Raw genomic sequence first — 23,358 nt, forward strand, 5'->3', positions numbered from 1 at the left:
TCCGCTGAGAGCGGGGGAGGGTTGGGGTGGGGGCATGCGAAGCCGATTCCTCTACACCCGCCCGGAAAGCCCCCGCATGCGCACCCTCACCCTCCTCCTCGCCCTGACCCTCGCCGCCGGCCCCGCCGCGGCGACGCCGCTCGACCTCGATCTCGGTGCGCTGGGGTCGATGGCGGATGGGGCGAGCCTGTCGGGGCGGATCGTCCAGGGCATCGTGCTGTTGACGGTGCTCAGCGTGGCGCCGGGGCTGCTGATCATGGTGACCTGCTTCACCCGGATCATCGTGGTGCTGTCGCTGCTGCGCTCGGCGCTCGGCCTGCAGCAGTCGCCGCCGAACATGGTGCTGGTCAGCCTCGCCATGTTCCTGACCTTCCACATCATGGGTCCGACGATGGACAGCGCCTGGCAGGAGGGGCTGCGCCCGCTGCTGAACGAGCAGGTGACGCAGGAGCAGGGGCTGGAGCGGATGATCGAGCCGTTCCGCGGCTTCATGGCCTCCCATGTCCGCGAGCGCGACCTTGCCGCCTTCGCCGCCTTCACCGCCAAGCCGAAGCCGGCGGGCGAGGACGGTGCTGCAAAGGACGACCGGCCGGTGACGGCGGAGAGCGTCGATCTCAGGCTGCTGATGCCGGCCTTCCTGCTGTCGGAGCTGCGGCGCGCCTTCGAGATCGGCTTCCTGCTGTTCCTGCCCTTCCTGGTGATCGACATGGTGGTGGCGGCGATCCTGATGGCGATGGGCATGATGATGCTGCCGCCGGTGATGATCGCGCTGCCCTTCAAGATCATCTTCTTCGTGCTGACCGACGGCTGGTTCCTGATCGCCGGCAGCCTGATCCGCTCCTACGGGGTGTGAGGATGGACGAGTCCGCCGCCATGCCCGCCGCGCCGCCGGCCAGCCTCGCCGACAGCCTTCTGGTGCTGGCCCGGCGCCGTGGCGCCACGGTGCCGGAGGACGGCTCCATCGCCGGGCTGCTCGCCGCCATCGAGCCCACCCCGCTGATCCCGCATCCGCTGCTGCTGGTGGCGGGGGCCGTGATGGCGGTCGCCTTCCGCCGCGACCGCGCGCTGGCCCTGCCGCCGGCCGACGAACCAGACTCACCGCGGCCATCCGCACCGTCCGCCGATTACTCCTTCTGAGGTGCCGCCATGGGAACGCCGATCAAGATCCGTGAGAATTACAAGAGCCTGAGCGGCGTCGAGAAGAGCGCCGTCATCTTCCTGGCTTTGGGCGAGGAGCGCGGTTCGCGGCTGATGGAACGGCTGGACGAGGACGAGATCCGCCTCGTCAGCCGGGCGATGGCGACGCTGGGCAACGTCACCTCCAATCTGGTGGAGACGCTGATGCGCATCTTCACCGAGCGCTTCGCCAATGCCGGATCGGTCGTCGGCTCCTTCGACAGCACGGAGCGGATGCTGAACCGCTTCCTGCCGGCCGACCGCGTGACGGAGATCATGGGCGAAATCCGCGGCCCAGCCGGCCGCACCATGTGGGAGAAGATGTCCAACGTGAACGAGGGGGTGCTCGCCAGCTATCTGGCCGGCGAATATCCCCAGACGGCGGCGGTCATCCTGTCCAAGATGCGGCCCGACCATGCCGCCAAGGTGCTGGTCCTGCTGCCGCCGGCCATCCGCACCGAGGTGATCGAGCGCATGATCCAGATCGAATCGGTGCAGCGCGAGGTGCTGCTGGACATCGAATCGATCCTGCACAACGAGTTCATGGCGAATTACGCCCGCACCCACGGCAACGATTCGCTGGAGCGGATGGCCGACATCTTCAACCGCATCGACCGCGAGACGCTGACCGAGATCTTCGACGACCTCGAAACGGTGATGCCGGAGCCGACCCAGCGCATCAAGCAGCTGATGTTCACCTTCGAGGATCTGATGCGGCTGGACCGCGTCTCGCTGCAGGCGGTGATCCGCCGCTGCGACACCGGACAGCTCGCCATCGCGCTGAAGGGCGCGCCCGTGGCGCAGCGCGACCATTTCCTGTCGGTGCTGTCGGAACGCGCGCGCATGATCCTTGTAGACGAGATCGAGAACATGGGTCCCTTGCGCATGCGCGACGTCAACGACGCCCAGGCCGAGATCGTCCGCACAGCCAAGGCGATGGCCGACGACGGCACCATCATCATCCCGCAATCCGACGACGTCGACACGGTCGTCTATTGAGCGGAGCGCGCCGGATGGGAGGCTCCTGAATGGCCGGGCGCGACCTCGTCCCCCGGCAGGTGCCGCCGCCCGACCTGCTGGCGGCGCGCTTTGGTATAAGGCCGGCGCCCATGCCGGCTGAGTCGGCGGATGCCGGCGACGGCTCCGAGGCCGGGCCTCTGGTGCGGCGTCTGCTCGACCTGCTCGACACGCTGGCACCGGCCGACGCGGCATTGGCGCGGGGATGCCTGCCGCGCTGCGATTCGACCTTCGGCGCCGGGCTCGCCCTGTTCCTGGCGGCGACGGCCGGCGGCTGCAGCGGTTGGATCGGCGCGGACGCCGCGGCGGAACTGTCCGGCCTCGACGGCGGGCTGCTGATCGACGGTTGCGAGCGGGCGCTGGCCCCCCGCTTCCAAACCGTCGAGGGGCGGGTCTGGCGGCTGTCGCGCGTGCCGCTGCTGGACGGCGACGACGGGCTGCTGTGCGCGGTCGGGATCGAGGACGGGCCGTCGGACCGCGTCACCCTGGTGCTTCAGGCCCGGCCGCAGCGGCTGGGGCCGGTGCAGCTGATGGCGACGCTGGGCGGGCGCCGGCTGGATGTGACCTTGCGGCTGGCCACCGGCCTGCCGTCGTCGGCGCTGGCCGACCTGCATGAGACCTTCAGCGCCGCCCTGGCCGATTGCCGGATCGACGGCACGCTGACCGTCGGCCCGCTGGCCGACGCCTGGCTGGGGCTGGACCGGCCGCTGTCGTCCGACATCGCCCTTTGATCGAATCCCCTCTCCCTGCTCTCAGATTTCGGCCGGCGGCCTGACCAGAGTCGGGCCGGACGGGACTGCCGGCGCCTGAGTCGTCCCCGGCGCGGGCGGCGGCGGCAGGGCTTGCAGCGATGCGCGGGCGGCCTCGCGCAGCGGGACGAAGCCGTCTTCCGGGAATCGGCGAATCAGCGTCCGGTAGGACGCACGCGCCACCTCCGGACAGCCCAGGATGCGGAACTGGTCGCCCTGGCGCAGCAGCGCCACGGCCTCGTCGGTTTTCGGATGGCCGGCGATGGAGGATGCCACCCCATACCACCGGTCGTAAGCCGACCACAAATCACGCACGGAATCGCCGTCGCAGCTGCCGGCGGTGATCGCTTTTTCAAGGGCTTGCCGGTAAGCGCTGTCGGGGCTCTGCGGCACTTGCGCACAACCGCCAAGGGCGAGCAGACAAGCAGCGGCTGCGGTCGCCGGAATGACGGACGCCTTCGTTCCGGACATGGAACCTCCTCAAACACGGATGCCCGGCGACCGTAGGGCAACAGGGTTAAACCAGCGTTCATGTTTGTAAGCGTTGGTTTTCACCCTCTTCACTGTCGTTAACCATAGATGTCGAACGAATTAATGATTGCTTGTGGTGATCACTGCGGAGTCCGGTCGGTTTTCTAAGTAAAACCGTAGATGAATAAAAATTTATCCGGTATTTAGTCGTATGAAACCCTTAAAACGGCGTAAAATGGCGTCCTTGGCTATGTCTATCCGGGTACCTCATTCTGTTGACACGTCGCCTTTCGATGGGTTCTTTTGGGGCTGTGATAAGCATGTGACATGAGCGCAATTGCGTAAAAATCAATGCTTTATCTGCGCTTGCTCGACCATGGAGAATCCAATGCAGGCTTTGCTGATTGAGCCAGCCGATCTGATTGCCGACGCAATCGGTAAACAACTTGCCCTGTGCAAGGTTAACCATGACCGCGTGGACCTGAATGGCCTGCGCGAGTTGGTGGGCGGGCATGGCTCCATCGAGATCGGACATGACGCCATCATCATCGGCGATGTCGGCGACACCGAAGCCTGCGTGGCGATGCTCCGGGCCCGCAACGTCACCGCCGCGATCATCTGCCTGATCGAACGCCGCTGCGCCAACACCACCGCCGGCATCCTGCGGGCCGGGGCGGACGACGTGCTGGTCAAGCCGGTGATCAGCACCGAGATCCGCGCCCGGCTGGAGGCGATCCGCCGCCGCTCCTACGGGCTGACCAGCAACGCGGTGTCGGTCGGCCGCCTGACCGTCTTCCTCGACGGGCGCGACCCGGAGGTCGACGGCGAACGTCTGCGCCTGAGCCAGCGGGAACATGCGATCCTGTCGGTGCTCGCCCTCAACCACCGCCGCGTGGTGTCGAAGGAGCATATCTACGAGGAGGTCTACGGCCTGTCCGGCTCCGACCCGCTCGACAAGGTGATCGACGTCTACATCTGCAAGCTGCGCAAGAAGATCGACATGGCGACCGGCGGTGGCCGCTACATCGAGACGGTCTATGGCCGCGGCTACAAGTTCGAGGCGCCGCCCGACCATGTGGCTCCCGACCGGGCCAAGCTGATGCTGGACCGCTGGTCGAGTGCCGGCGGGCTGGCCGCCGGCCCCCGTGTGCCCTTCATCCCGCCGGTGACGCCGCGCGACGCCGCCCGCGCGGTCGGGCGGTGATTCGGGTCGGTGATTTGGGCGTCGACATCGATTCTCTCGTTCCGGCTTTCCGTCCGTTCCCAAGTGTCCGATTTTTTACCCCGGCTTAAACCGGCTCCGTCATCCTGATTTTGCCGCTCGCGCCCCCGCACAATGACCGGGAAGGCCGGCGCGAATGGCCCCGGCGTCAGAAAGGCGCCATGCATCTCGCGAATGGAGATACCCATGGCCTCGATTATGACGAACACCTCCGCCATGACCGCGCTGCAGACCCTGCGTCGCGTGACGGGGGATCTGGAGACCACGCAGGACCGCATCTCGACCGGCCTGAAGGTCAACAACGCCAAGGACAACGCCGCCTACTGGTCGATCGCCACGACCATGAAGGCCGACGTCGCCGGCTTCAAGGCGGTCAAGGAATCGCTGGAGCTGGGCTCCGGCACCACCAACACCGCGTCGGTGGCCTCCAAGAACATCGTCGAGAACCTGCAGACGCTGAAGGCCCGCGTCATCGCCGGCCAGACCAACGGCGTCGACAAGACCCTGATCCAGAACGACGTCGACCAGCTGGTGAAGCTGATCAAGGGCGCCGCCGCCGATGCCTCCTTCAACGGCGACAACCTGCTGCGCGTCACCTATTCCAACGACGGCACGGCCAAGGACAAGAACGTCTCGATCCTGGCCTCGCTGAGCCGCAGCGACAGCACGGTCGACCCGAGCTACATCGAATTCCAGCGCCAGGACATGCGCGTGGAATCGATCGTCGGCAAGGCCACCATCGAGCAGCAGGTCGATTCGACCAACGCCACCAAGGCCAAGGTCGACATCAAGTTCGGCGCCCCCGGCGACACCTTCATCAACGGCCAGAACCTGGGCCTCGGCAAGCTGACGCTGACGGTGACAAAGGAAAACGGCACCAAGGCCGACGTTTCGGTCGACCTGTCGGCCCAGACCTATGACACCAACCTGGCGACCACCCAGGGCAACATCGCAACCGCGGTGAACACCGCCCTGACCGCGGCCGGTGCCGATTTCCAGGTCGCCTTCACCGGTGACACGCTGACCTTCACCGACCAGGACGTGAACACCGACGGCAACTTCACCGCCCAGATCTCCGGTCTGTGGGTCGGCTCGAAGGAAAGCGACGCCTTCGGCGGCCTTGCCGATCTGACCCAGATCGACGTGGTCAACAACTCCAAGAAGTCGCTGGAAGTCATCAACTCGCTGCTCGACAGCGCCATCGGCAAGGCGGCGGTGATCGGCTCGATCGAGAACCGCGTGTCGGTGCAGAACGACTTCGTGTCGAAGCTGACCGATTCGATGAACAAGGGCATCGGCGCGCTGGTCGACGCCGACATGAACGAGGAATCGAGCCGCCTGCAGGCCCTCCAGGTCCAGCAGCAGCTCGCCATCCAGGCTCTGTCGATCGCCAACCAGGGCCCGCAGAACATCCTGTCGCTGTTCCGCTAAGTCCCTTCGCGGGCGGTGCCGTCGTCCAAACCCCTGGACGATGGCGCCGCCCCGTCGGCCATGCCCGTTCACGCCGCACGCCTCCGGAGGGGGGCGGAGCGGGCATCGCCGACGGCTCCCCGCCCGTCACCCAAAGCCCATCTTCCAAGACCCACCGCAACCGGTCCGGCTTCCCGCCGCCAAGGACCCCACCGCAGGGGTGCACCCATGAGCATCGCCGCCTACCACCAGACCATCGCCGAGTGCGACGATCCGCGAAAGATCGAGTACCGGGTGTTCCTGCGCATCACCCTGGCGTTGGAAAACAACCGCCATGCCGACTGGCGCTGCGCCGAGCTGAAGGACGCGTTGTGGCGGAACCTGGAGCTGTGGAACGCGTTGCGCGCCGACCTGCTGGAGGACGGCAACGCCCTGCCGGAAGCGTTGCGCGCCGGGCTGGTCTCCCTGTCCTTCGCGGTGAACCGCAACACCCAGCGCGTCCTGCGCGGCGAGGGCGGTATCGACCTGCTGATCCACTTCAACCGCTCGGTCATGCAGGGCCTGCAGGGCGCCGCCCGGCAGCCGGCGCGGGAGCTGGCGACGGAGGACCTGTCCTATGGCACTTAAGCTCCGCCTCAAGCCGTGCGAGCGGGTGGTCATCAACGGCTGCGTCGTGCAGAACGAGAACCGCCGCTACACCCTGACCATCTCCAACTTCGCGCAGATCATCCGCGGCAGCGACATCCTGCAGGAAGAGGATGCGGTGACCCCGGTGCGCCGCGCCTATTTCCTGATCCAGAGCATGCTGCTGGACCCGGCGACCGCCGCCGTCGGCAGCGGTACGGTGGCGGAGATGATGGCGCAGCTCTACACCACCTTCACCCGCCCCGACATCCAGGACCGCATCGCCGGCGCCATGGGCCATGTCGGCGAGCGCGACTATTACAAGGCGCTCTCCGCCCTGCGTCCGGTGATGGAGTATGAGGGCACGCTGCTGTCGGCGGCCAATCCGGCCCCGCCGGTGCCGCTCCAGGCGTCCCCGGCGGTTCGGATCGACCGCCACGCGGGAGGATGAGGCCATGACCACCCCCGTCGCCGGCGTGGCCGGCCCGAGCGGCGAACGGTCCCCCGCCAGCGCCGACATCATCGCCGAGGCCCGCCAGCGGCAGGCCGACCGTCTCCGCGCCGCCCAGGCCGAGACGACCAAGCCAGCGGAGGTGGTGGAGCGCAGCGCAAAGACCGACGCCGCGGAGGCGGAGCCCAAGCATGCGGTCCGGCCCTACCGGGTCAACCTCGACCCCGGCACCAGTCGGCTCTATACCGAGGTGCTCGACACCGCGACGGGGGACGTGATCATGCGCATCCCCGCCAGCTACGGCGCGGAAACCGACGCCGCCGACGAGGACCCGGCCGTTCCGCGCGAGGGCGCCGACAACGGAATCGGCGAGGTGAAGGCATGACCACACTCGTCGATCTGCGCGTCATCAGCCGCAACCATGACCGTTACGAACAGGCGGTGCGCAGCCGCCCGGCGGTGCAGCGGGCCATCTCCTATTTCCAGGAGAATATCGGCAAGGTCTCCAGCACCGAAGAGTTCATGAAGGACGACAAGCTCTATCGCTTCGTCCTGGAGGCATTCGACCTGGGCAGCCAGGCCAAGTCGCGCGGCCTGATCCGCAAGGTCCTGGAGGAGGGGGTGAGCGACCAGTACTCCACCGCCAACCGGATGAGCGACACCAAGTTCCGCGAGATGGCGACCATCCTCGGCTTCGCCGAAACCGGCGGCGCCAACCTGAAGCAGCCGGCCGTCGTCCAGGCCATCGTCGACCGCTACGTCGACGTGACGCTGGAGGTCGATTCCGAGGCCACCAACCCGGCGGTCCGCCTCGGCCTCTATTTCCAGCGGCGCTCAGGCAACATCACCAACTGGTATCAGGTGATGGCCGACAATGCCCTGCGCAAAGTGGTCTACACCGCGCTCGGCCTGCCGGAGCAGACGGCGCTGCTGAACGTGGACAAGCAGAAGGCGCTGCTGGAAAAGCGGATGGACATCGCGGACCTGAAGAATCCGGAGAAGGTCGCCAAGTTCCTCGACCGCTTCGCCGCGATGTACGACATGCAGAACGGTGGCGCCGCCGCGACCGCGGCCATGCCGTCGATCGGGCCGATTTCCCGCAGCGGGCGCGCGTCGGTCATCTCCATCGATCCGTCCATCACCATGACGCTGATGAGATTCCCGCGCTTCTGACAAGCCCGCGGGGCTCGGCAGACGGGAGATCCCAGCCTTGCCTCCAGCCGGCACCCCACAGGACAGACCGCGGCGGGACCGCATCCGGCCGCCGGCCACCAGCGGAGCGGCGGCGGTGCTGCTCAAGCCGCCGGCCACATCTGAGGAGGATGAGGCGCGCGATGCGCTGCACATCCTGCCGCTGTCGATCCTGCCGCTGGAAACGCCGGGCCTGCGCCGGGCGCGGCTGATCAAGAATGTCCGGCTGGAGACGGTGGCGGAGCTGTTCAACGACGCCCAGACCGGCAGCGGCCAGATCGGCATCAACCAGCTGCCCAAATGTTTCGGCCTCGACGATCCGCAAATCCGCCGCGACCTGCGCAAGATCGCGCAGATCGCCGAAGCCGCCAGTTTCGATGTCTACAGCCTGCGGCTGGAGCTGCGCCGGCTGAACATAGCCGTCGACGATTCCGACGCCCTGAGGCTGTCGCAGGCCAAGCGGTCGGAGCTGACCAGCTATATGCGCGTCTTCACCCGGCCGCTGATCGAGCATGTCTACGGCATCCAATGCTCCGAAATCGCCAGCATGGACGAGCTGATCCGCCTGTTCGCCCAGCCCGACGTGGAGGAGGCGCGGCGCCGGTTGCAGATGACGGCCGACCGGCTCGACATCCCGCTTCAGGAGATTCCGGCCTTCCTGGAGGAATATGCCGACATCTTCCTGTCGCTGGCCTATTTCAAGCGCTGCCTGGACGACATCGTGCCCGACGTGCAGGGCTTCCTCGGCTGGATGGCGGAGCTCTATCAGGTCAGCGAGGTGCGCCGTGACACCCGCCAGGGCCGGATGCTGGACGAGATCGGCCATGACCTGACCGACATCGCCACCTCCATCACCGGACGGTTCGAGAGCTTCGACAACCGCTCCCGCGATTTCTGGCGCGACATCAACCCGCAGAGCTTCCGCAGCATCCGTGACCTGATCGTCACCCATCACCTGACCATCGGCGGGGTGCTGTGCGGGCTGGCGGTGAAGATGAATCTGTGGAAGCACCGCTTCGCCCGCGGCGGCGGCCCGGTGCGCCGGCTGGAGTTCATCCGGTCGGAAATCCTGCCCGGTCTGGCCCACATCAAGACCATCGAACAGGCGTCGCGCAACAATCTCGGCGGGTGAGGAGTGGGCTCAGGCCTTGTCGTCGGCGGAGGGTGCGGCGGCGGGGGCCGGCCGCGAGACCACATAGGTGCCCGCCGCCACCATGACCATTCCGACGCTGCCGAGCACCAGATAGCCCGGCGAGGACAGGGCGAGCACGGTGAAGCCGGACGACATGCCGGCGACGGCGAAGACCTTCGCCTTGACCGGGACGGCGCCGCGGTCCTGCCACTCGCGCACGGCGGGGCCGAAGCGCGGATCGTTGCGCAGCCGCTCGCGCAGGGCCGGGTTGCTGCGGGCATAGGCCCAGCCGGCGACCAGCAGGAAGGGGACTGTGGGCAGCACCGGCAGGATCGCGCCGGCCGTGGCGAGACCGACCGCGGAATGGCCGATCAGCAGCCAGAGCCATCGCCTGCCGGGCGGAGCCGCGCCCTTGTCTCCCTCTCCCGCCCCGGGAGAGGGAAGGGGCCCATGCGGAGCATGGGAAGGGTGAGGGGTATTGCAAGGAACCATGCGGTTCGGGATGCTTGGGCTACCCCTCACCCTCCCCACGCCTTCGGCGTGGGTCCCCTCCCTCTCCCGGGGCGGGAGAGGGTGTTTATCGCCAAATGCGACGCCCTTGCTCTCACCACGATCCTCGCCGTCGTCCGCCACCTGACCACCCGTGATTGGAAACTGGCGGGAATCGTAGCATGGCCGTGCATCAGCGCTCCAGGGTATCGAGATAGGGGCTTACCCCGCCTTGCGGACCACGCCCGGCGCGCCGGCATTGGCGGTTGCTTCCAGGCTGTAGAGCTTCGCCAGCAGCTGCGGCGCCGGGCGGTCGCCGGCCGGGACGGCGAGCGCCGCCGCCGCGGTTTCGGTGGCGGGAGACTTGCGCCGCAGGGCCTCAGCCAGCGCCTGGGGGGAGGGCAGGGCCGGATCCGCACCACTCCCGTCCGCGCCGCCGGTGCCGGCGTTCATCCAGGGCAGCGGCCCCGCCGCCTTGCCGTCCGCCACGGCGGTGCCGGCCTCATCCTCCAGCAGGCTGCCGATGTGGCCCAGAACCGTATCGCCCGTGACCTCCTCGAACGCCACCATGGCGGCGCTGCCGATCAGGCCGGGCAGGCCGCCGAACAGGAAGCCGCCGGCCAGCCGGGCGGGGATCGAGATGCTCTCCCCCGTCGCTTCGCGGTAGACCGACGACACCACCGGCAACTGCTGCAGCGGGTTGACCGCGTCGACCAGATCGTCGAAGCCGAGGCTCATCCTGTCGTCCAGGCTTTCCGCTTTTTCCTTGCGGGCAGGTTGGGGGGAGGGCGGGGTGACGGCCTGGGCCGCCAATCTGGTGTTGATGCTCATGATCGGTCTCCGATGGCGGCGAGCAGCGCGTCCAGTCGCGCGAAACTGTCGGCGGATGGGGAGGGATCGTCCTTGCCCTGGCGCAGGAACTCTTCCAGCCGCGGGTGCAGGTCGATGGCGGCGTCGGTCTCCGGGTCGGTGCCGCGCTTGTAGGCGCCGAGCCGGATCATCTCCTTCATGCCGTCATAGGTGGCGGCCAGCGCGCGGGCACGGCCGACGATGCGGTTCTCCCGCGCGTCGTGGCAGCCGGGCAGGGTGCGCGACACGCTGCGCAGCAGGTTGACGGCGGGATAGCGCCCCTGCTCGGCGATCTTGCGGTCGAGCACCAGATGCCCGTCGAGGATGCCGCGCACCGCGTCGGCGATGGGTTCGTCATGGTCGTCGCCGTCGACCAGGACGGTGAAGATGGCGGTGATGTCGCCGTCTCCACTGCCTTCCGGGCCGGGACCGGCGCGTTCCAGCAGGCGGGGCAGTTCGGCGAAGACGCTGGGCGGATAGCTCTTGGCGGTCGGCGGCTCGCCCGCTGCCAACCCGATCTCGCGCTGGGCCATGGCGAAGCGGGTGACGCTGTCCATCAGGCAGAGGACGTGTTTTCCCTGATCCCGCATTTCTTCGGCCACCGTCATGCAGAGAAGGGCGGCCTGCCGGCGCATCAGCGGCGGCTCGTCCGACGTGGCGACGATGACGACGGAGCGGGCCAGCCCTTCCGGTCCCAGATCGTCCTGAATGAATTCGCGCACCTCGCGGCCGCGCTCGCCGATCAGGCCGATGACGATGGCATCGGCCTCGGCATGGCGGGCGACCATCGCCAGCAGGGTCGATTTGCCGACGCCCGATCCGGCGAACACACCCAGACGTTGGCCGCGGCACAGCGGCACGAAGCTGTCGATCACCCGGATGCCGCTGTCCAGCCGCTTCCCCACCCGGCGCCGGGCGCAGGCGGCCGGCGGCGGCTGGCGCAAGGCCCGCGGATGCTCGCCATTCACCAGGGGACCCTTGCCGTCGATGGGCTCGCCCAGCGCATTGACCACCCGGCCGAGCCAGCCGGGACCGGGGCGGAGCGTGAAGGCGGTGTCGTCGGTGACGGCGGCGCAGCCCTCCGCCACGCCGTCGAGGTTGTCGAAGGCCATCAGCAGCGAGCGTCCGTTGCGGAAGCCGATGGTCTCGCACAGCACCCGGCCGCCGCGCAGGGTTTCCGCATGGCATTTGTCGCCGACCGACAGCACGCGCTGCAGCCCGTCGACCTCCAGCGTCATGCCGGCGGCCGAGCGGATTTCCCCGCGCCAATGGCGCGTCGGCAGCCGTTCGAGTTCCGCCGCCAGGGTGGCGAGTGCCGGCATCGGCGCTGTCTCCATCATGTCCGTCGATGGGGTCAGCCTAGAGGAAGGAATTTAAATCCGGTTTTAAACGGGCGGGTTCATCGTCCCCTCGTGTTCCGGCCAGATGTAATGGAACGAGGTCGCAATGGATTTAGGTAAAATCGGTTTCTTTCAGCTTGCCGGCACGCGCCTGGACTATCTGGCGCAGCGGCAGAAGCTGGTCGCCGAGAATGTCGTGAATGCCAACACGCCCGACTACCAGGCGCGCGACCTGAAATCCTTCGACAGCGTGATGGAGGGCATCCGGCCGGTGGAGACCGCCCGCACCTCCGGTCTGCATCTGGCGAGCACCCGCTCGACCGCCGGCTTCCGCGAGGCGGGCAAGGCCGGCCTGTGGGAAACGACGCCGTCGGGCAACGCGGTGTCGCTGGAGCAGGAGATGATCAAGGGCAGCGAGACCCGCGACGCCTTCGCGCTGACCACCAGCCTGATCCAGCGCAATGTGCAGATGCTGCGCATGGCCTGGCGGAACGGCTGACGGATATTGGACGGAGACGAGCCATGATGAACGATGTCCTCGGCGCCACGCTGAAGATCGCCGGCGCCGGACTTCAGGCGCAATCGACCCGGCTGCGCGTGGTGGCGGAAAACCTCGCCAACGCCGACAGCACCGCCACCGCCAAGGGCGGCGACCCCTACCGCCGCAAGACGGTGTCCTTCGACAGCGTGATGGACCGCGGCGTCGGTGCCGAGCTGGTGCAGGTCAAGCAGATCGGCCGCGACCGCAGCGACTTCCAGCTCGCCTACGAGCCCTCGCATCCGGCGGCCGACGACAAGGGCTATGTCAAGAAACCCAATGTCCAGCCGCTGATCGAGATGATGGACATGCGCGAGGCGGGCCGCGCCTTCGAGGCCAGCATGAACGTCATCGAACAGTCGCGCGCGATGATGAACCGCGTCGTCGACCTGCTGCGCAGCTGAGGAACCGTTCCATGATCGAGATGTCCGTCGGCCGCGTCGCCGCCGCCTACGCCGCCAACCGCAGCCCCTTCGTCGCGGGCCTTGCCGAGACCCAGACGGCGACTTCGCCGCTCTCCACCGCCGGCCAGACCGACGCGGTGGCGGCCAGCGCCGAAAGCGATTTCGGCGGTTTCCTCGACAAGTCTATCTCGCAGGCGGTCGACACGCTGAAGGAAAGCGAGCGCGTGTCGCTGGCCGCGGTGTCGGGCAAGGCCAGCGCGCAGGACGTCGTGCGCTCGGTGTTGGCGGCGGAGATGACGGTGCAGAGCGTCGTCGCCATCCGCGACAAGATGGTGCAGGCGTACCAGGAGATCATGCGGATTGCGGTTTGAACGCGTGGCGCGCTTGCCCTCCGGGAAGAATCCCCTCTCCCCCCCGGGGAGAGGGTTAGGGTGAGGGGGACGCACAGCGTGGCTTGCCGAGAATCCTCCCCTCGCATCCCCCTCACCCCGGCCCTCTCCCCGGGGGGGGAGAGGGGGGATCCACAACCAAGGACCCCCCATGAACCAGGCCGACGTGCTGGAGGTGCTGCGCAGCGGCATCTGGACGACCCTGCTGGTCGCCGCCCCGCCGCTGATCGTCGCGGTGGTGGTGGGCGTGACGATCTCGCTGGTGCAGGCGCTGACCCAGGTGCAGGAGATGACGCTGACCTTCGTGCCGAAGATCGTCGCGATCCTGGTGGTGACGGTGCTGGCGCTGCCCTTCATGTATGGCGCGCTCGCCACCTATGCCGACCGGCTGAGCGACCTGATCGTCGCCATCGACTGACGCCCGCAGTGACGCCCATGGCGATGCGGCGCCCCCTGTTGCGAGCGGTCGTTCCCCTTCTCGGACTGCTCGTAAGTCCGGCCGGCGGTGCGGCGGCGCCGCCAGCCAACCTCTCGCAGATCGGGGTGTGGAGCACGGCGCTCTACGCCGCGCCGAAGGCACCGGTCCCCCCGGCGTCGCGCAAGGCCCTGCCGCCGGAAGCGCAGTGCATCGCCGCCATCCTCGATGCGGAGAAGGCGGCCGGCATCGACGACCATCTGCTGCTGGCGATGGGCTTCACCGAATCCGGCCGGCGGACGGAGGACCGGCTGTTCACCGCCTGGCCCTGGACGGTCAACACCGAGGGGCGGTCCCACTATTTCCCGACGCGCGACGATGCCATCGCCTTCGTGCGCGAGACCCAGGCGCGCGGCGTGCAGTCCATCGACGTCGGCTGCCTGCAAGTCAATCTGCGCTGGCACCCCGACGCCTTTCCCGATCTGGTCACCGCCTTCGATCCGGTCGCCAACGCCCGCTATGCCGCGTCCTTCCTGTCGTCCTTGCGGCGCGACCATGGTTCACTGGAAACGGCCATCGCCCGCTACCACTCGTCCCAGTCCGAACGCGGCGAGGCCTATCGCCAGCGGGTGACCGGCAATCTGCGCTGGGTGGCCGGGGCTCTCGGTTATCTGGAAACGCTGGCGGCGGGACCCTCCGGCTCCGCCCTGGTCTGGACCGCGGCCGAGCGCGGCCGGCTGAGCTTCCTGTCCGGCCTGTTCGCCGACGGCCCGGCCCGCCCGTTGCTGCCGAACCAATGACGACTTGAGGGCGCCCGCCGGCATTTTGCCGATGTCAGCTTGCCCGTTGTGCGGAGGGTGACGGTAGCGACGCCGGCTTTTTTCCTGAGGCGGACAAAATGGTGATGGCCCCGGTCAGAATCGCCACCCCCATCCACTGCATGGCGGACAGTTTCTCGTCAAACAGCAGCCAACCGAGCACCGCCGATATCGCCACGCTGAAAAGCGCCATGGTGCTGACGATCCCTGCCGCCGCGTGCTTGTAAGCTCTTGTTTTGCAAGCGTCGGAAACCACGCTCAGCAAACACAGGCCAAGCAATCCGATTGCATGAACCCTGTCGGGAATGACGAGTTCACCCATTGCAATCGGCGCGGATAGGATCATCGACAGTCCGGCGAAGTAGAGAACGATCAAATCAGGCCCGACGGAAATCGTCGCGGCCCGAACGGCGACAAAGGCGGTTCCGGCGCAAAGGGCAGCCGCAACTCCCACCACAACACCGGCCAATGTGATTGTGCCCATGTCGGTGGGTGCGGTGACAGTCAGCGATAGGCCAGCGAAACACGCGACCATACAGATGACCGCTTTGAACGGCAGATGTTCCTTCAAAAAAACACGCGAAATGATTGCGACAAAAACCGGAGTGGTCCAGGTCAGCAGCATTGCGATGGTCAGCGGCAACATCGACAAGGACAAATACATCAACGCCAGACCGGCGAACCCGACAACGCCGCGGAACACCAGAAGACGCCAAATCGGTGGCACCAAGGGGGAGCCAGCCAATCTGACAGCGAAAAGCATGATGATTGCGGCGGTGGCAGAGCGCAGAAAGACCTGCTCGGACACCGGAATTGCACCTGATAATCCCTTTATCAAACCGGCAGACAGGCCGAATGCCAAGACATGTCCAAGCATCCACCCAGCTGCGGCCAGCGTATTGTCTTTCATTGGGAGTAGAGCCTCATGGGATGTGCGAGCAATAAAATCGCAAGCCTGGGGATATTGGAGTATTTTTGGTGGCGCTGTCCTGAAGCACTGTTTTCCACGCGATATAACTTTACGAAAGCCAGAACTCCTCCGGGTGATGATATTGACCGACTTGAGGGTTTTTTCTACGATATTTGCATTCCATAACGCCTTTCCCGTGTCTATCTTTCCCCCTGTGAGCCAAGTGAGTGTTTCCAGGTCGGTTTGATATTCGCTAGGGTATTTGTATGAAAATACTTCTTTTACCAACATTGGATCAATATCGCCAAACATAAGGTCGAATAAATTCCCTCTTGGCTCGAGGTCAATGATAAGATGTATGCGGTTGACTTTTGAGAAATTGGTTACGGCATGCACGCGCCAGATGTCGAAAACCCAGGGATATCCTGCCTCCATATGGACATCGGTACGATCCTCTGATCGGAGAACATTGCTTGTTTCCCAGATGTGGACCAGAACATTTGGATCTGTGACAATTGGAATGTGGAGCCTGACTTTATTGTGCCAATTCGGTTGCAGATCACGATGGGGTGTTATCTTGTGGTTCGGCGGAATAGATGCAAAGCGCGTTCGGTGAGGGGGCGCTCCGAAGGAATAAATAACATCTCTGGTGTATGGCAGTTTCAACAGGTGCTCTGTTGGAATGAACGGAGGTAGAAGAGAGTTATTATGGTCTCCATTATCGTTAAGCAATGTTCCGTTTGTGCTTATGAGCGGAATGACGTCATGGCCGGTTTTATGAAATTCCTGTCGTCTCCAGGCACTTCCACCCAAAGAATTTATTTCTTCTAATATTCTTTCCGAGTCGATCGAAACCTGAAGTTTCCTAAATTTGTATGGAAGATGCATTTATTATCTCACCTTGATTGTTATTAACTTTTTCGAATACCCATCGGGTTCGAAAGCGCACTCTGAATAGAAATAATCTTATAGAATTTCAACAAAACAGAAGTCATATGCGTACAAACAACATCATATGGCTAAACGCATACAATTCAGCGGAACTCAGAATCGAGATGGTTCTGTTCTGGTTATCTGATTTGAAAACAATTTCCGGTTAACTATAAAAATCCAGGCGACCATAAGTTCGATGATGGCCCCGTCTTCATCGCGGTCGAGCGCGGCTGGCTCGGCTTCCTGTCCGGCCCATCCGCTGACGGTCTGGCCGCAATAGACCACGCGCCTGCTGGGGGAAGGACACCTTGTACCCGGCGCAACCCACCGCCTTCGCCATTTCTCAGAAGGACCAATAGCTTTAGGGCGTGTCGTCAGTTGAGCCAGATGACAGCCGACACGAGGTAAACAGCCGCCAAGAAAGTGCTGGCAAGCTTGTCGTATCGAGTTGCAATGGCTCGGAAGCCCTTCAGCTTGTTGAAGAATCGCTCGACGAGATTACGTTCGCGGTACAAGGCGAAATCGGTATCGCGGGCGATCAGCCGATTAGCCTTGGACGGGATGACGGGGACGATGTCGCGCTCCTTCAATGCGTCGATCAGGGCGTCGCCATCATAGGCCTTGTCGGCGATGAGGGCCTGCGGCTCGACCGCGTCGAGCAGAGGGGCGGCTTGGCTGAAGTCAGAGGCCTGACCGGGGGTCAGGGAGATCGCCACCGGGTTGCCCAAGGCGTCCACGATGGCATGGATCTTCGTCGTCAGCCCCCCTCGTGATCGGCCGATGGCTTGGCAGGCGCCCCCTTTTTTCGCGCCCCGGCGCTGTGCTGGTGGGCGCGGACGATGGTCGCGTCGAGCATCATGTACTCGTTGTCGCTGTCCTCGGCCAGGGCTTTGAAAAGGCGCTCGAACACCCCGCTCTCGCACCAGCGGCGGTAGCGGCGGTGGGTGTTCTTCCAATCCCCGAACCGGGTGGGCAGGTCGCGCCAGGGAATGCCAGCCCGGTAACGGTACAGCACCGCCTCGACGAACAGGCGGTTGTCCTTCGCCGTCCCCCCGACATGGCCTACCCGCCCCGGCAGAAAATCCTGGACCCGCTCCCACTGATCGTCGCGCAAAGCATAGCGTCGCATTCGTCGGCCCTCCCGTCAGCCGACCCTCTATGAATCACGCATTCCTACCGCTGGGAATCCCATAACTGACGACACGCCCTAGCCCTCAGCACCGGCCCGTGCCTCGCATACCGCCGCCTCAATGATGTCCGCCTGGAAGACGGCGGCGCCCGCCGTCGACGTTTGTCTTCTGCTGTGCCCATCCTGGGGATCGTCATGCCGGATGACCGGCGCCTTGGCGAGCAGCCGGTCGGGCAGCTTGTTGATGGCGCTGCGCGTCATTCCTATGTGCGCGTCATCCCCATACGGGCGGCGAGCCGGTTGGGCGCCGGCAGCATTCCTGTTTGTTGATCAGGAATCCAACCGTATTCCGTTTCCTAGGCGACGTTCCAGATGACGGCATCGCCGCTCCCCTCCGCCTTAAATCCCGGTTTTACCGCACCCCCCTATCGTTGCCGGACGACCGTCCCCTCCCTCGAACCCTTCCGGGCTCCCATGACCTTCACGGATCACGTCCGCAGCCGGTTCGGCCTGATCGGCGACATCGGGCTGGCGAACCGCGACGTGCTGTTCGCGGTCGGCATCCTGCTGGTGCTGGCGGTGCTGTTCCTGCCGGTGCCGTCCTGGTTCCTCGATCTCGGGCTGGCGCTGTCCTTCTCGGTCGCCGTGCTGGTGCTGATGGTGTCGCTGTGGATCCCGCGGCCGCTGGATTTCTCCTCCTTCCCCACCGTCCTGCTGGTGGTGACGATGCTGCGGCTGGCGCTGAACATCGCGTCCACCCGGCTGATCCTCAGCGAGGGGCATAACGGCCACGCCGCCGCCGGCCATGTCATCCAGGGCTTCAGCCAGTTCGTGATGGGCGGCAACTTCGTCATCGGCGTGGTGATCTTCTGCATCCTGGTCGTCATCAACTTCGTGGTCATCACCAAGGGCGCCACCCGCATCGCCGAGGTCGGTGCCCGCTTCACGCTCGACGCCATTCCCGGCAAGCAGATGGCCATCGACGCGGATCTCTCCGCCGGCATGATCGACGAGGCCGAGGCGCGCCGCCGCCGCAAGGAGTTGGAGGACGAAAGCACCTTCTACGGTGCGATGGACGGTGCGTCGAAATTCGTGCGCGGCGACGCGGTGGCCGGTCTGGTCATCACCGTCATCAACGTGCTGGGCGGCATGGCCATCGGCATCGCCCAGAAGGGGATGAGCTTCGAGCACGCCGCCTCCATCTACACCACCCTGACGGTGGGCGACGGGCTGGCGACGCAGATCCCGGCGCTGGTGGTGTCGCTGGCCGCCGGCCTGCTGGTGACCAAGGGCGGCAACATCGGCTCCGCCGAAAAGGCGGTGATCGACCAGCTCGGCGCCTATCCGAAGGCGTTGATGGTGGCTTCCGGCCTGCTGGTGGCGCTGGCGATCACGCCGGGGCTGCCGATGGCGCCCTTCCTTGCCATCGGCGTCGCCTTCGCGGTGCTCGGCTGGTACGCGCCGCGCCGCAAGGCCCGCGCCGCGGCGCTCGCCAAGCTGGAGGAAAGCCGCAAGGCGCCGCCCGCCGCGCCGGAAGAGGCGGTGGAGGACATGCTGAAGGTGGACGAGGTGAAGGTGGAGGTCGGCAACCACCTCGTCCCGCTGATCCTGAACAAGAACGGCCCGCTGACCACCAAGGTGAAGACGCTGCGCAAGCGCTTCGCCACCGAGTTCGGCTTCGTCCTTCCGTCGGTGCGCATCAAGGATTCCAGCTTCTTGGCCCCCAAGAGCTATGTCATCAGCATCATGGGGGTGGAGGCGGCGAAGGGGGAGGTGCGGCCCAAGCATCTGCTCGCCATCGACCCCACCGGCGGCGCCGTGCCCGACATCGCCGGCGACCCGACGCGCGAACCGACCTTCGGCCTGCAGGCCAAATGGATCGACCCCTTCCGCCATGAGGAGGCGGTGGCCAAGGGCTATACCGTCGTCGACCCCGAAAGCGTCATCACCACCCACCTGACCGAGGTCATCAAGGACAACCTGTCCACCCTGCTGACCTTCGCCGCCTTGCAGAAGCTGATCGACGGTCTGGGCCGCGAGTACCAGAAGCTGATCAACGACATGGTGCCGAGCCAGATCTCGCTGGTCGTGCTCCAGCGCGTGCTGCAGCAGCTGTTGTCGGAGCGGGTGTCGATCCGCAACCTGCCGGCCATCGTCGAGGCGGTGGCTGAGGCGGTCGGCTGGACCCGCCACATCACGCTGATCACCGAACATGTGCGCATGCGGCTGGGCCAGCAGATCCACCAGGGGCTGGCCGGTCCGGACGGCTTCGTCTCGGTGATCGTGCTCAGCCCGCGCTGGGAGCAGGCGCTGCTCGACCATATCGTGGTGGAGGGCGACGACCGCCGCTTCGCGATGCCGCCCAGCCAGGTGCAGGAGTTCCTGACCGCCGTCCGCCTGAAGATCCAGAAGCACGCCACCTCGCAGGTCTGGCCCGCCCTGTTGGTGGGGGCGGAGGTGCGGCCCTTCGTCCGCTCCCTGCTGGAGCGGGTCAGCCCGATGACCCCGGTGCTGAGCCATGCCGAGCTGCACCGCAAGGCGTCGCTCAAGACCATCGATCAGGTCTAGGCCGATGGATGCGCTCAGCCAGTTCCTGACCCTGGAGATCTACCGCGGGCTCCTGGTGCTGGCGCGGGTGGCGGCAGCCATCGGGCTGCTGCCGGGCTTTGGCGAGGCGGCGGTGCCGATGCGCATCCGGGCGGTGCTGGCGATCATCGTGACGCTGGTGCTGCTGCCGGGGGTGGAGGGACTGCCGGAGCGCATGCCGGACCAGCCGGTGGAGATGCTGCGGGCGCTGGCGGGGGAATCGCTGGTCGGCGCCTATCTGGGGCTCGGCGCCCGGCTGTTCATGGCCGCGCTGCAGACCACCGGCGCGCTGGTGGCGCAGGTCGTCGGCCTCAGCAACCCCTTCTCGATGGAGGCGGCGGGGTTCGAGGGCGGGTCGGTGCTGTCGGGCGTGCTGCTGATCGGCGGACTGGCGCTGCTGTTCGCAGCGGACGTGCATTACCTGATGATCGGAGCGCTGGCCCGTTCCTACGGCTCCTGGCCGGCGGGTGTGTTCCCGGACCTCGGCATGGTCGCCCAGCGCTTCGCCGAGCTGCTGGCGACCACCTTCCGGCTGGGGGTGGGGCTGGCGGCGCCCTTCATCCTCTACGGGCTGGTGATGAATGTGGCACTGGGGCTGGTCAACCGGGTCATGCCGGCGATGCCCGTCTATTTCGTCGCGACGCCGGGCGTGCTGATGGTGGGCATGGGCCTGTTCATGGCGACCGCCGGGGCGATGCTGACCGCCTTCGTCGCCGCGCTCGGCGGCTGGCTCTCGGGATCCTGACCGATGGCGGAGCAGGACGACGAGCAGAAAACAGAGGAACCGACAGAGAAACGCCTGCGCGAGGCGGCGGAGAAGGGCGATGTCCCCCGTGCCCGCGACGTCGGACTGCTGTCGGCCATGGTGGCGGCCTGGATGATCGTGCTGATGGCGGCGCCCGGTGTGTCGTCGCAGTTGTCGGGCCTGCTGCTGCCGCTGATCGAGAATCCCGACGACATCCGCATCGACGGCAGCGCCATCGACGTCATCCACAGCCTGCATTGGCTGATCGTCGGCACCGCGGTGGCTCTGCTGCCGGTGCTGGGCATCCTGTTGGGTGGGGTGGTGGTTTCGGCGCTGGGGCAGGGGCCCTTTCTGGTCGCCTCCGACCGCATCCGGCCGAAATGGTCGCACCTGTCGCCCGCCTCGGGCTGGAAGCGGATGGCCGGCCGGCCGGCGCTGGTCGAATTCGTCAAGAGCCTGGTCAAGCTCGCCATCATCAGCGCTGCCGCCTGGCATGCGCTGGCGCCCTACATCGCATGGACGGAGGATACTGTGGGCATGGACGTCGCCGGATTGCCCAACCTGCTGCGGGACGTGACCTTGCGGCTGCTGCTGGCGGTCCTGCTGGCGACCGTGCTGATGGCGGCGGTGGACGTGCTGTGGAACCGCCTGGAATGGCGCCGCCGCCTGCGCATGAGCCACCAGGAGATCAAGGACGAATTCAAGCAGATCGAGGGCGACCCCCACGCCAAGGCCCGCCTGCGCGACATCCGCCGTTCGCGCTCCAAGAAGCGGATGATGGCGAACGTCCCGCGGGCGACCGTGGTCATCACCAACCCCACCCACTTCGCCGTTGCCTTGGAATACGAGCGCGGCCGCACCGCCGCCCCGATCTGCCTCGCCAAGGGCGCCGACCTGATCGCGCTGCGCATCCGCGCCCTGGCCCAGGAGCACGACATCCCCATCGTCGAGAACCCGCCGCTCGCCCGCGCCCTCCACGCCTCGGCGGAGGTCGATGCCGCCATTCCGCTCCAGCATTACCAGGCGGTGGCGGAGGTCATCACCTATGTGCTGAAGCTGAAGGGTGGTCTGGCGCGGCGGGGGTGAGGAAGGGGGTAAGCCCCCCTTGCCATCGCGCCGGGCGCGTGCCAGGAACGGTGGCAACAGTTCGTGACATGATGGGAGCATCCCGATGCCGCCGCTTTCCGCCAAGCCCGCCGCCAAAGCCGCACCCAAATCGGCCGCCGGGTCGCTGGCCGGCTTCTGTCCCTGGGCGGCGGAGGAGGGGGTGCGGGTCTACCTTCGTCCGGTCGGGCTGATGCCCATCTCCGCCTGGGCCAAGGGTGCCGCTGTGCCGCTGGCCGGTGGGCGCTTCGCCTTTTCCACCGCCGAGCTGATCGTGCGCGACGGCCTGCAAGATGGGGCCTCCCGCATCGACCGCGCCTTCGCGCCGCTGTCGGAGATCATGGCCTGGGGCTGGGAGCGGTCGCGCGCGGTGGCGGAGGCGCTGGACCGCCAACTCGGCGCCCTGACCCGCGCCCGCGCGCCCTTCGCCGGGCTGGCGACCGACCGGCCGCTCATCATGGCCATCGTCAACGTCACGCCGGACAGCTTCTCCGACGGTGGCGACTTCCTCGACCCCTCCGCCGCCATCGCCCATGGCGAGGCGATGCTGGCCGCCGGCGCCGACATCCTGGACATCGGCGGCGAGTCCACCCGCCCCGGTGCCGCCCCGGTCGCGCCGGAGGAGGAGGAACGCCGCGTCCTGCCGGTCATCCGCCATTTCGCCGCGAAGGGGGCCGCCGTCTCGGTCGACACCCGCCACGCCAGCGTGATGGAGAGCGCCGCTGCGGCCGGCGCCCGCATCGTCAACGACATCGCCGGGCTGTCCGATCCGGACGCGCTGCCGGTGGTCGCGCGAACCGGCACCCCGGTCGTGGTGATGCACATGCAGGGCGAGCCCGGCACCATGCAGGCCAACCCGACCTACCGCGATGCCGCGCTGGACGTGTTCGACTGGCTGGAGGAGCGGATCGCCCGCTGCGCCGCGGCCGGCGTGCCGGCGGAGCGCATCGCCATCGATCCCGGCATCGGCTTCGGCAAGAGGACGGAGCACAATATGGAAATCCTGCGCCACACCACGCTGTACCATGCGCTGGGCTGCACGGTGCTGATCGGGCTGTCGCGCAAGGGGTTCATCGGCCGCCTGTCGCGTGAGGAGCCGCCGAAGGAGCGGCTGCCCGGCTCGCTCGCCGCCGGGTTGGAGACGCTGAACCAGGGCGCGCAGATCCTGCGTGTCCACGACGTGGCCGAAACCGCGCAGGCCCGCGCCTTGTGGGAAGGGCTGCATCCCCGGTAAGCTCGCCAGTAACCCTTTCGCGCAGCCGCCGA

General features: G+C 66.4%; 27 protein-coding genes and 1 pseudogene. 20 read left to right on the plus strand and 8 right to left on the minus strand.

The window, feature by feature from the left end; translation table 11 throughout:
* Positions 1–76: 76 nt before the first annotated feature.
* Genes fliP through AZOLI_RS27250 form a run of 4 tightly spaced genes read left to right on the plus strand, consistent with a single transcriptional unit; the run spans position 77 to position 2,924 of the window.
* Positions 77–853, plus strand: coding sequence for a flagellar type III secretion system pore protein FliP (fliP, locus tag AZOLI_RS27235; protein WP_014249874.1), 777 nt, complete (start codon positions 77–79; stop codon positions 851–853).
* A 2-nt stretch (positions 854–855) separates the two neighbouring features.
* Positions 856–1,137 (plus strand): hypothetical protein, encoded by a 282-nt coding sequence (locus AZOLI_RS27240; RefSeq protein WP_014249875.1) that lies wholly within the window; start codon positions 856–858, stop codon positions 1,135–1,137.
* Positions 1,138–1,146: 9 nt separating this feature from the next.
* Entirely contained in the window at positions 1,147–2,175 is a 1,029-nt protein-coding gene (locus AZOLI_RS27245) for a flagellar motor switch protein FliG (RefSeq protein WP_014249876.1), read from the plus strand.
* 29 nt (positions 2,176–2,204) lie between these two features.
* A complete protein-coding gene (locus AZOLI_RS27250) occupies positions 2,205–2,924 on the plus strand; it encodes a hypothetical protein (protein WP_014249877.1) in 720 nt (239 codons plus the stop codon).
* 21 nt (positions 2,925–2,945) lie between these two features.
* On the opposite strand, the gene AZOLI_RS27255 is transcribed toward AZOLI_RS27250, so the two are convergent.
* Complete coding sequence (locus AZOLI_RS27255; protein WP_014249878.1) at positions 2,946–3,413, minus strand: hypothetical protein; 468 nt, start codon at positions 3,411–3,413, stop codon at positions 2,946–2,948.
* A 475-nt stretch (positions 3,414–3,888) separates the two neighbouring features.
* Here AZOLI_RS27255 and AZOLI_RS27260 point away from each other — a divergent pair, with 475 nt between their 5' ends.
* The 7 genes from AZOLI_RS27260 to AZOLI_RS27290 all read left to right on the plus strand — a co-directional run bounded on the left by AZOLI_RS27260 (position 3,889) and on the right by AZOLI_RS27290 (position 9,443).
* The gene (locus AZOLI_RS27260; RefSeq protein WP_014249879.1) at positions 3,889–4,617 is read left to right on the plus strand and encodes a winged helix-turn-helix domain-containing protein; all 729 of its coding nucleotides are present in this window, start codon (positions 3,889–3,891) and stop codon (positions 4,615–4,617) included.
* Between the two features lie 204 nt (positions 4,618–4,821).
* Positions 4,822–6,066: a flagellin gene (locus tag AZOLI_RS33725; protein ID WP_044553475.1), complete on the plus strand. Its 1,245-nt coding sequence runs from the start codon at positions 4,822–4,824 to the stop codon at positions 6,064–6,066.
* A 207-nt stretch (positions 6,067–6,273) separates the two neighbouring features.
* Entirely contained in the window at positions 6,274–6,672 is a 399-nt protein-coding gene (locus tag AZOLI_RS27270) for a flagellar biosynthesis regulator FlaF (RefSeq protein ID WP_014249881.1), read from the plus strand.
* Positions 6,662–7,120, plus strand: coding sequence for a flagellar biosynthesis repressor FlbT (locus tag AZOLI_RS27275; RefSeq protein ID WP_014249882.1), 459 nt, complete (start codon positions 6,662–6,664; stop codon positions 7,118–7,120). The genes AZOLI_RS27270 and AZOLI_RS27275 overlap by 11 nt, the downstream gene beginning before the upstream one ends.
* Positions 7,121–7,124: 4 nt before the next feature.
* Positions 7,125–7,505 carry a hypothetical protein gene (locus tag AZOLI_RS27280; protein WP_014249883.1) on the plus strand — a complete coding sequence of 127 codons (381 nt, stop codon included), beginning with the start codon at positions 7,125–7,127 and terminating at the stop codon, positions 7,503–7,505.
* Positions 7,502–8,293: a DUF1217 domain-containing protein gene (locus AZOLI_RS27285; RefSeq protein WP_014249884.1), complete on the plus strand. Its 792-nt coding sequence runs from the start codon at positions 7,502–7,504 to the stop codon at positions 8,291–8,293. Before AZOLI_RS27280 ends, AZOLI_RS27285 begins: the two co-directional genes overlap by 4 nt.
* A 37-nt stretch (positions 8,294–8,330) precedes the next feature.
* Positions 8,331–9,443 carry a hypothetical protein gene (locus AZOLI_RS27290; RefSeq protein WP_014249885.1) on the plus strand — a complete coding sequence of 371 codons (1,113 nt, stop codon included), beginning with the start codon at positions 8,331–8,333 and terminating at the stop codon, positions 9,441–9,443.
* Between the two features lie 9 nt (positions 9,444–9,452).
* Here the strand turns inward: AZOLI_RS27290 and AZOLI_RS27295 are convergent, their stop codons facing one another.
* The 3 genes from AZOLI_RS27295 to fliI form a co-directional block, all read right to left on the minus strand.
* Positions 9,453–9,935 (minus strand): YbaN family protein, encoded by a 483-nt coding sequence (locus AZOLI_RS27295; protein ID WP_014249886.1) that lies wholly within the window; start codon positions 9,933–9,935, stop codon positions 9,453–9,455.
* Positions 9,936–10,154: 219 nt separating this feature from the next.
* Positions 10,155–10,763, minus strand: a complete 609-nt coding sequence (locus AZOLI_RS27300; RefSeq protein WP_014249887.1) for a hypothetical protein — start codon at positions 10,761–10,763, stop codon at positions 10,155–10,157.
* Complete coding sequence (gene fliI, locus AZOLI_RS27305) at positions 10,760–12,103, minus strand: flagellar protein export ATPase FliI (RefSeq protein ID WP_014249888.1); 1,344 nt, start codon at positions 12,101–12,103, stop codon at positions 10,760–10,762. The genes AZOLI_RS27300 and fliI overlap by 4 nt, the downstream gene beginning before the upstream one ends.
* A gap of 124 nt (positions 12,104–12,227) precedes the next feature.
* Here fliI and AZOLI_RS27310 point away from each other — a divergent pair, with 124 nt between their 5' ends.
* The 5 genes from AZOLI_RS27310 to AZOLI_RS27330 all read left to right on the plus strand — a co-directional run bounded on the left by AZOLI_RS27310 (position 12,228) and on the right by AZOLI_RS27330 (position 14,667).
* A complete protein-coding gene (locus AZOLI_RS27310; protein ID WP_014249889.1) occupies positions 12,228–12,620 on the plus strand; it encodes a flagellar basal body rod protein FlgG in 393 nt (130 codons plus the stop codon).
* Positions 12,621–12,643: 23 nt separating this feature from the next.
* Positions 12,644–13,063: a flagellar basal body rod protein FlgC gene (gene flgC / locus AZOLI_RS27315; protein ID WP_014249890.1), complete on the plus strand. Its 420-nt coding sequence runs from the start codon at positions 12,644–12,646 to the stop codon at positions 13,061–13,063.
* 11 nt (positions 13,064–13,074) lie between these two features.
* Positions 13,075–13,434, plus strand: coding sequence for a flagellar hook-basal body complex protein FliE (locus AZOLI_RS27320; RefSeq protein WP_014249891.1), 360 nt, complete (start codon positions 13,075–13,077; stop codon positions 13,432–13,434).
* 169 nt (positions 13,435–13,603) lie between these two features.
* Positions 13,604–13,870 carry a flagellar biosynthesis protein FliQ gene (fliQ, locus tag AZOLI_RS27325; RefSeq protein ID WP_014249892.1) on the plus strand — a complete coding sequence of 89 codons (267 nt, stop codon included), beginning with the start codon at positions 13,604–13,606 and terminating at the stop codon, positions 13,868–13,870.
* A gap of 17 nt (positions 13,871–13,887) precedes the next feature.
* Positions 13,888–14,667: a transglycosylase gene (locus AZOLI_RS27330; protein WP_014249893.1), complete on the plus strand. Its 780-nt coding sequence runs from the start codon at positions 13,888–13,890 to the stop codon at positions 14,665–14,667.
* 34 nt (positions 14,668–14,701) lie between these two features.
* Here AZOLI_RS27330 and AZOLI_RS31900 read toward each other — a convergent pair whose 3' ends face one another.
* The 4 genes and pseudogenes from AZOLI_RS31900 to AZOLI_RS27350 all read right to left on the minus strand — a co-directional run bounded on the left by AZOLI_RS31900 (position 14,702) and on the right by AZOLI_RS27350 (position 17,918).
* On the minus strand, positions 14,702–16,483 hold the full coding sequence (locus AZOLI_RS31900; protein WP_081506027.1) for an EamA family transporter: 1,782 nt from the start codon (positions 16,481–16,483) through the stop codon (positions 14,702–14,704).
* Positions 16,484–16,902: 419 nt separating this feature from the next.
* Positions 16,903–17,451, minus strand: coding sequence for an IS5 family transposase (locus tag AZOLI_RS31905; protein ID WP_244442499.1), 549 nt, complete (start codon positions 17,449–17,451; stop codon positions 16,903–16,905).
* Positions 17,379–17,657: pseudogene (locus tag AZOLI_RS33495) on the minus strand (transposase); the annotation flags it as partial. The gene AZOLI_RS31905 and the pseudogene AZOLI_RS33495, both read right to left, overlap by 73 nt.
* A 78-nt stretch (positions 17,658–17,735) precedes the next feature.
* Positions 17,736–17,918, minus strand: coding sequence for a hypothetical protein (locus AZOLI_RS27350; RefSeq protein WP_014249895.1), 183 nt, complete (start codon positions 17,916–17,918; stop codon positions 17,736–17,738).
* A gap of 213 nt (positions 17,919–18,131) precedes the next feature.
* Between AZOLI_RS27350 and flhA the strand changes: the two genes are divergently transcribed.
* From flhA to folP, 4 genes are all read left to right on the plus strand, one after another.
* Positions 18,132–20,225 (plus strand): flagellar biosynthesis protein FlhA, encoded by a 2,094-nt coding sequence (gene flhA, locus AZOLI_RS27355; RefSeq protein ID WP_014249896.1) that lies wholly within the window; start codon positions 18,132–18,134, stop codon positions 20,223–20,225.
* 4 nt (positions 20,226–20,229) lie between these two features.
* The gene (locus tag AZOLI_RS27360) at positions 20,230–20,988 is read left to right on the plus strand and encodes a flagellar biosynthetic protein FliR (protein WP_014249897.1); all 759 of its coding nucleotides are present in this window, start codon (positions 20,230–20,232) and stop codon (positions 20,986–20,988) included.
* A 3-nt stretch (positions 20,989–20,991) separates the two neighbouring features.
* The gene (gene flhB / locus AZOLI_RS27365; RefSeq protein ID WP_014249898.1) at positions 20,992–22,074 is read left to right on the plus strand and encodes a flagellar biosynthesis protein FlhB; all 1,083 of its coding nucleotides are present in this window, start codon (positions 20,992–20,994) and stop codon (positions 22,072–22,074) included.
* Between the two features lie 85 nt (positions 22,075–22,159).
* On the plus strand, positions 22,160–23,326 hold the full coding sequence (folP, locus tag AZOLI_RS27370; protein WP_014249899.1) for a dihydropteroate synthase: 1,167 nt from the start codon (positions 22,160–22,162) through the stop codon (positions 23,324–23,326).
* The last annotated feature ends 32 nt before the right edge of the window (positions 23,327–23,358 follow it).

Source organism: Azospirillum lipoferum 4B (genome assembly GCF_000283655.1).
Lineage (GTDB): Bacteria > Pseudomonadota > Alphaproteobacteria > Azospirillales > Azospirillaceae > Azospirillum > Azospirillum lipoferum_C.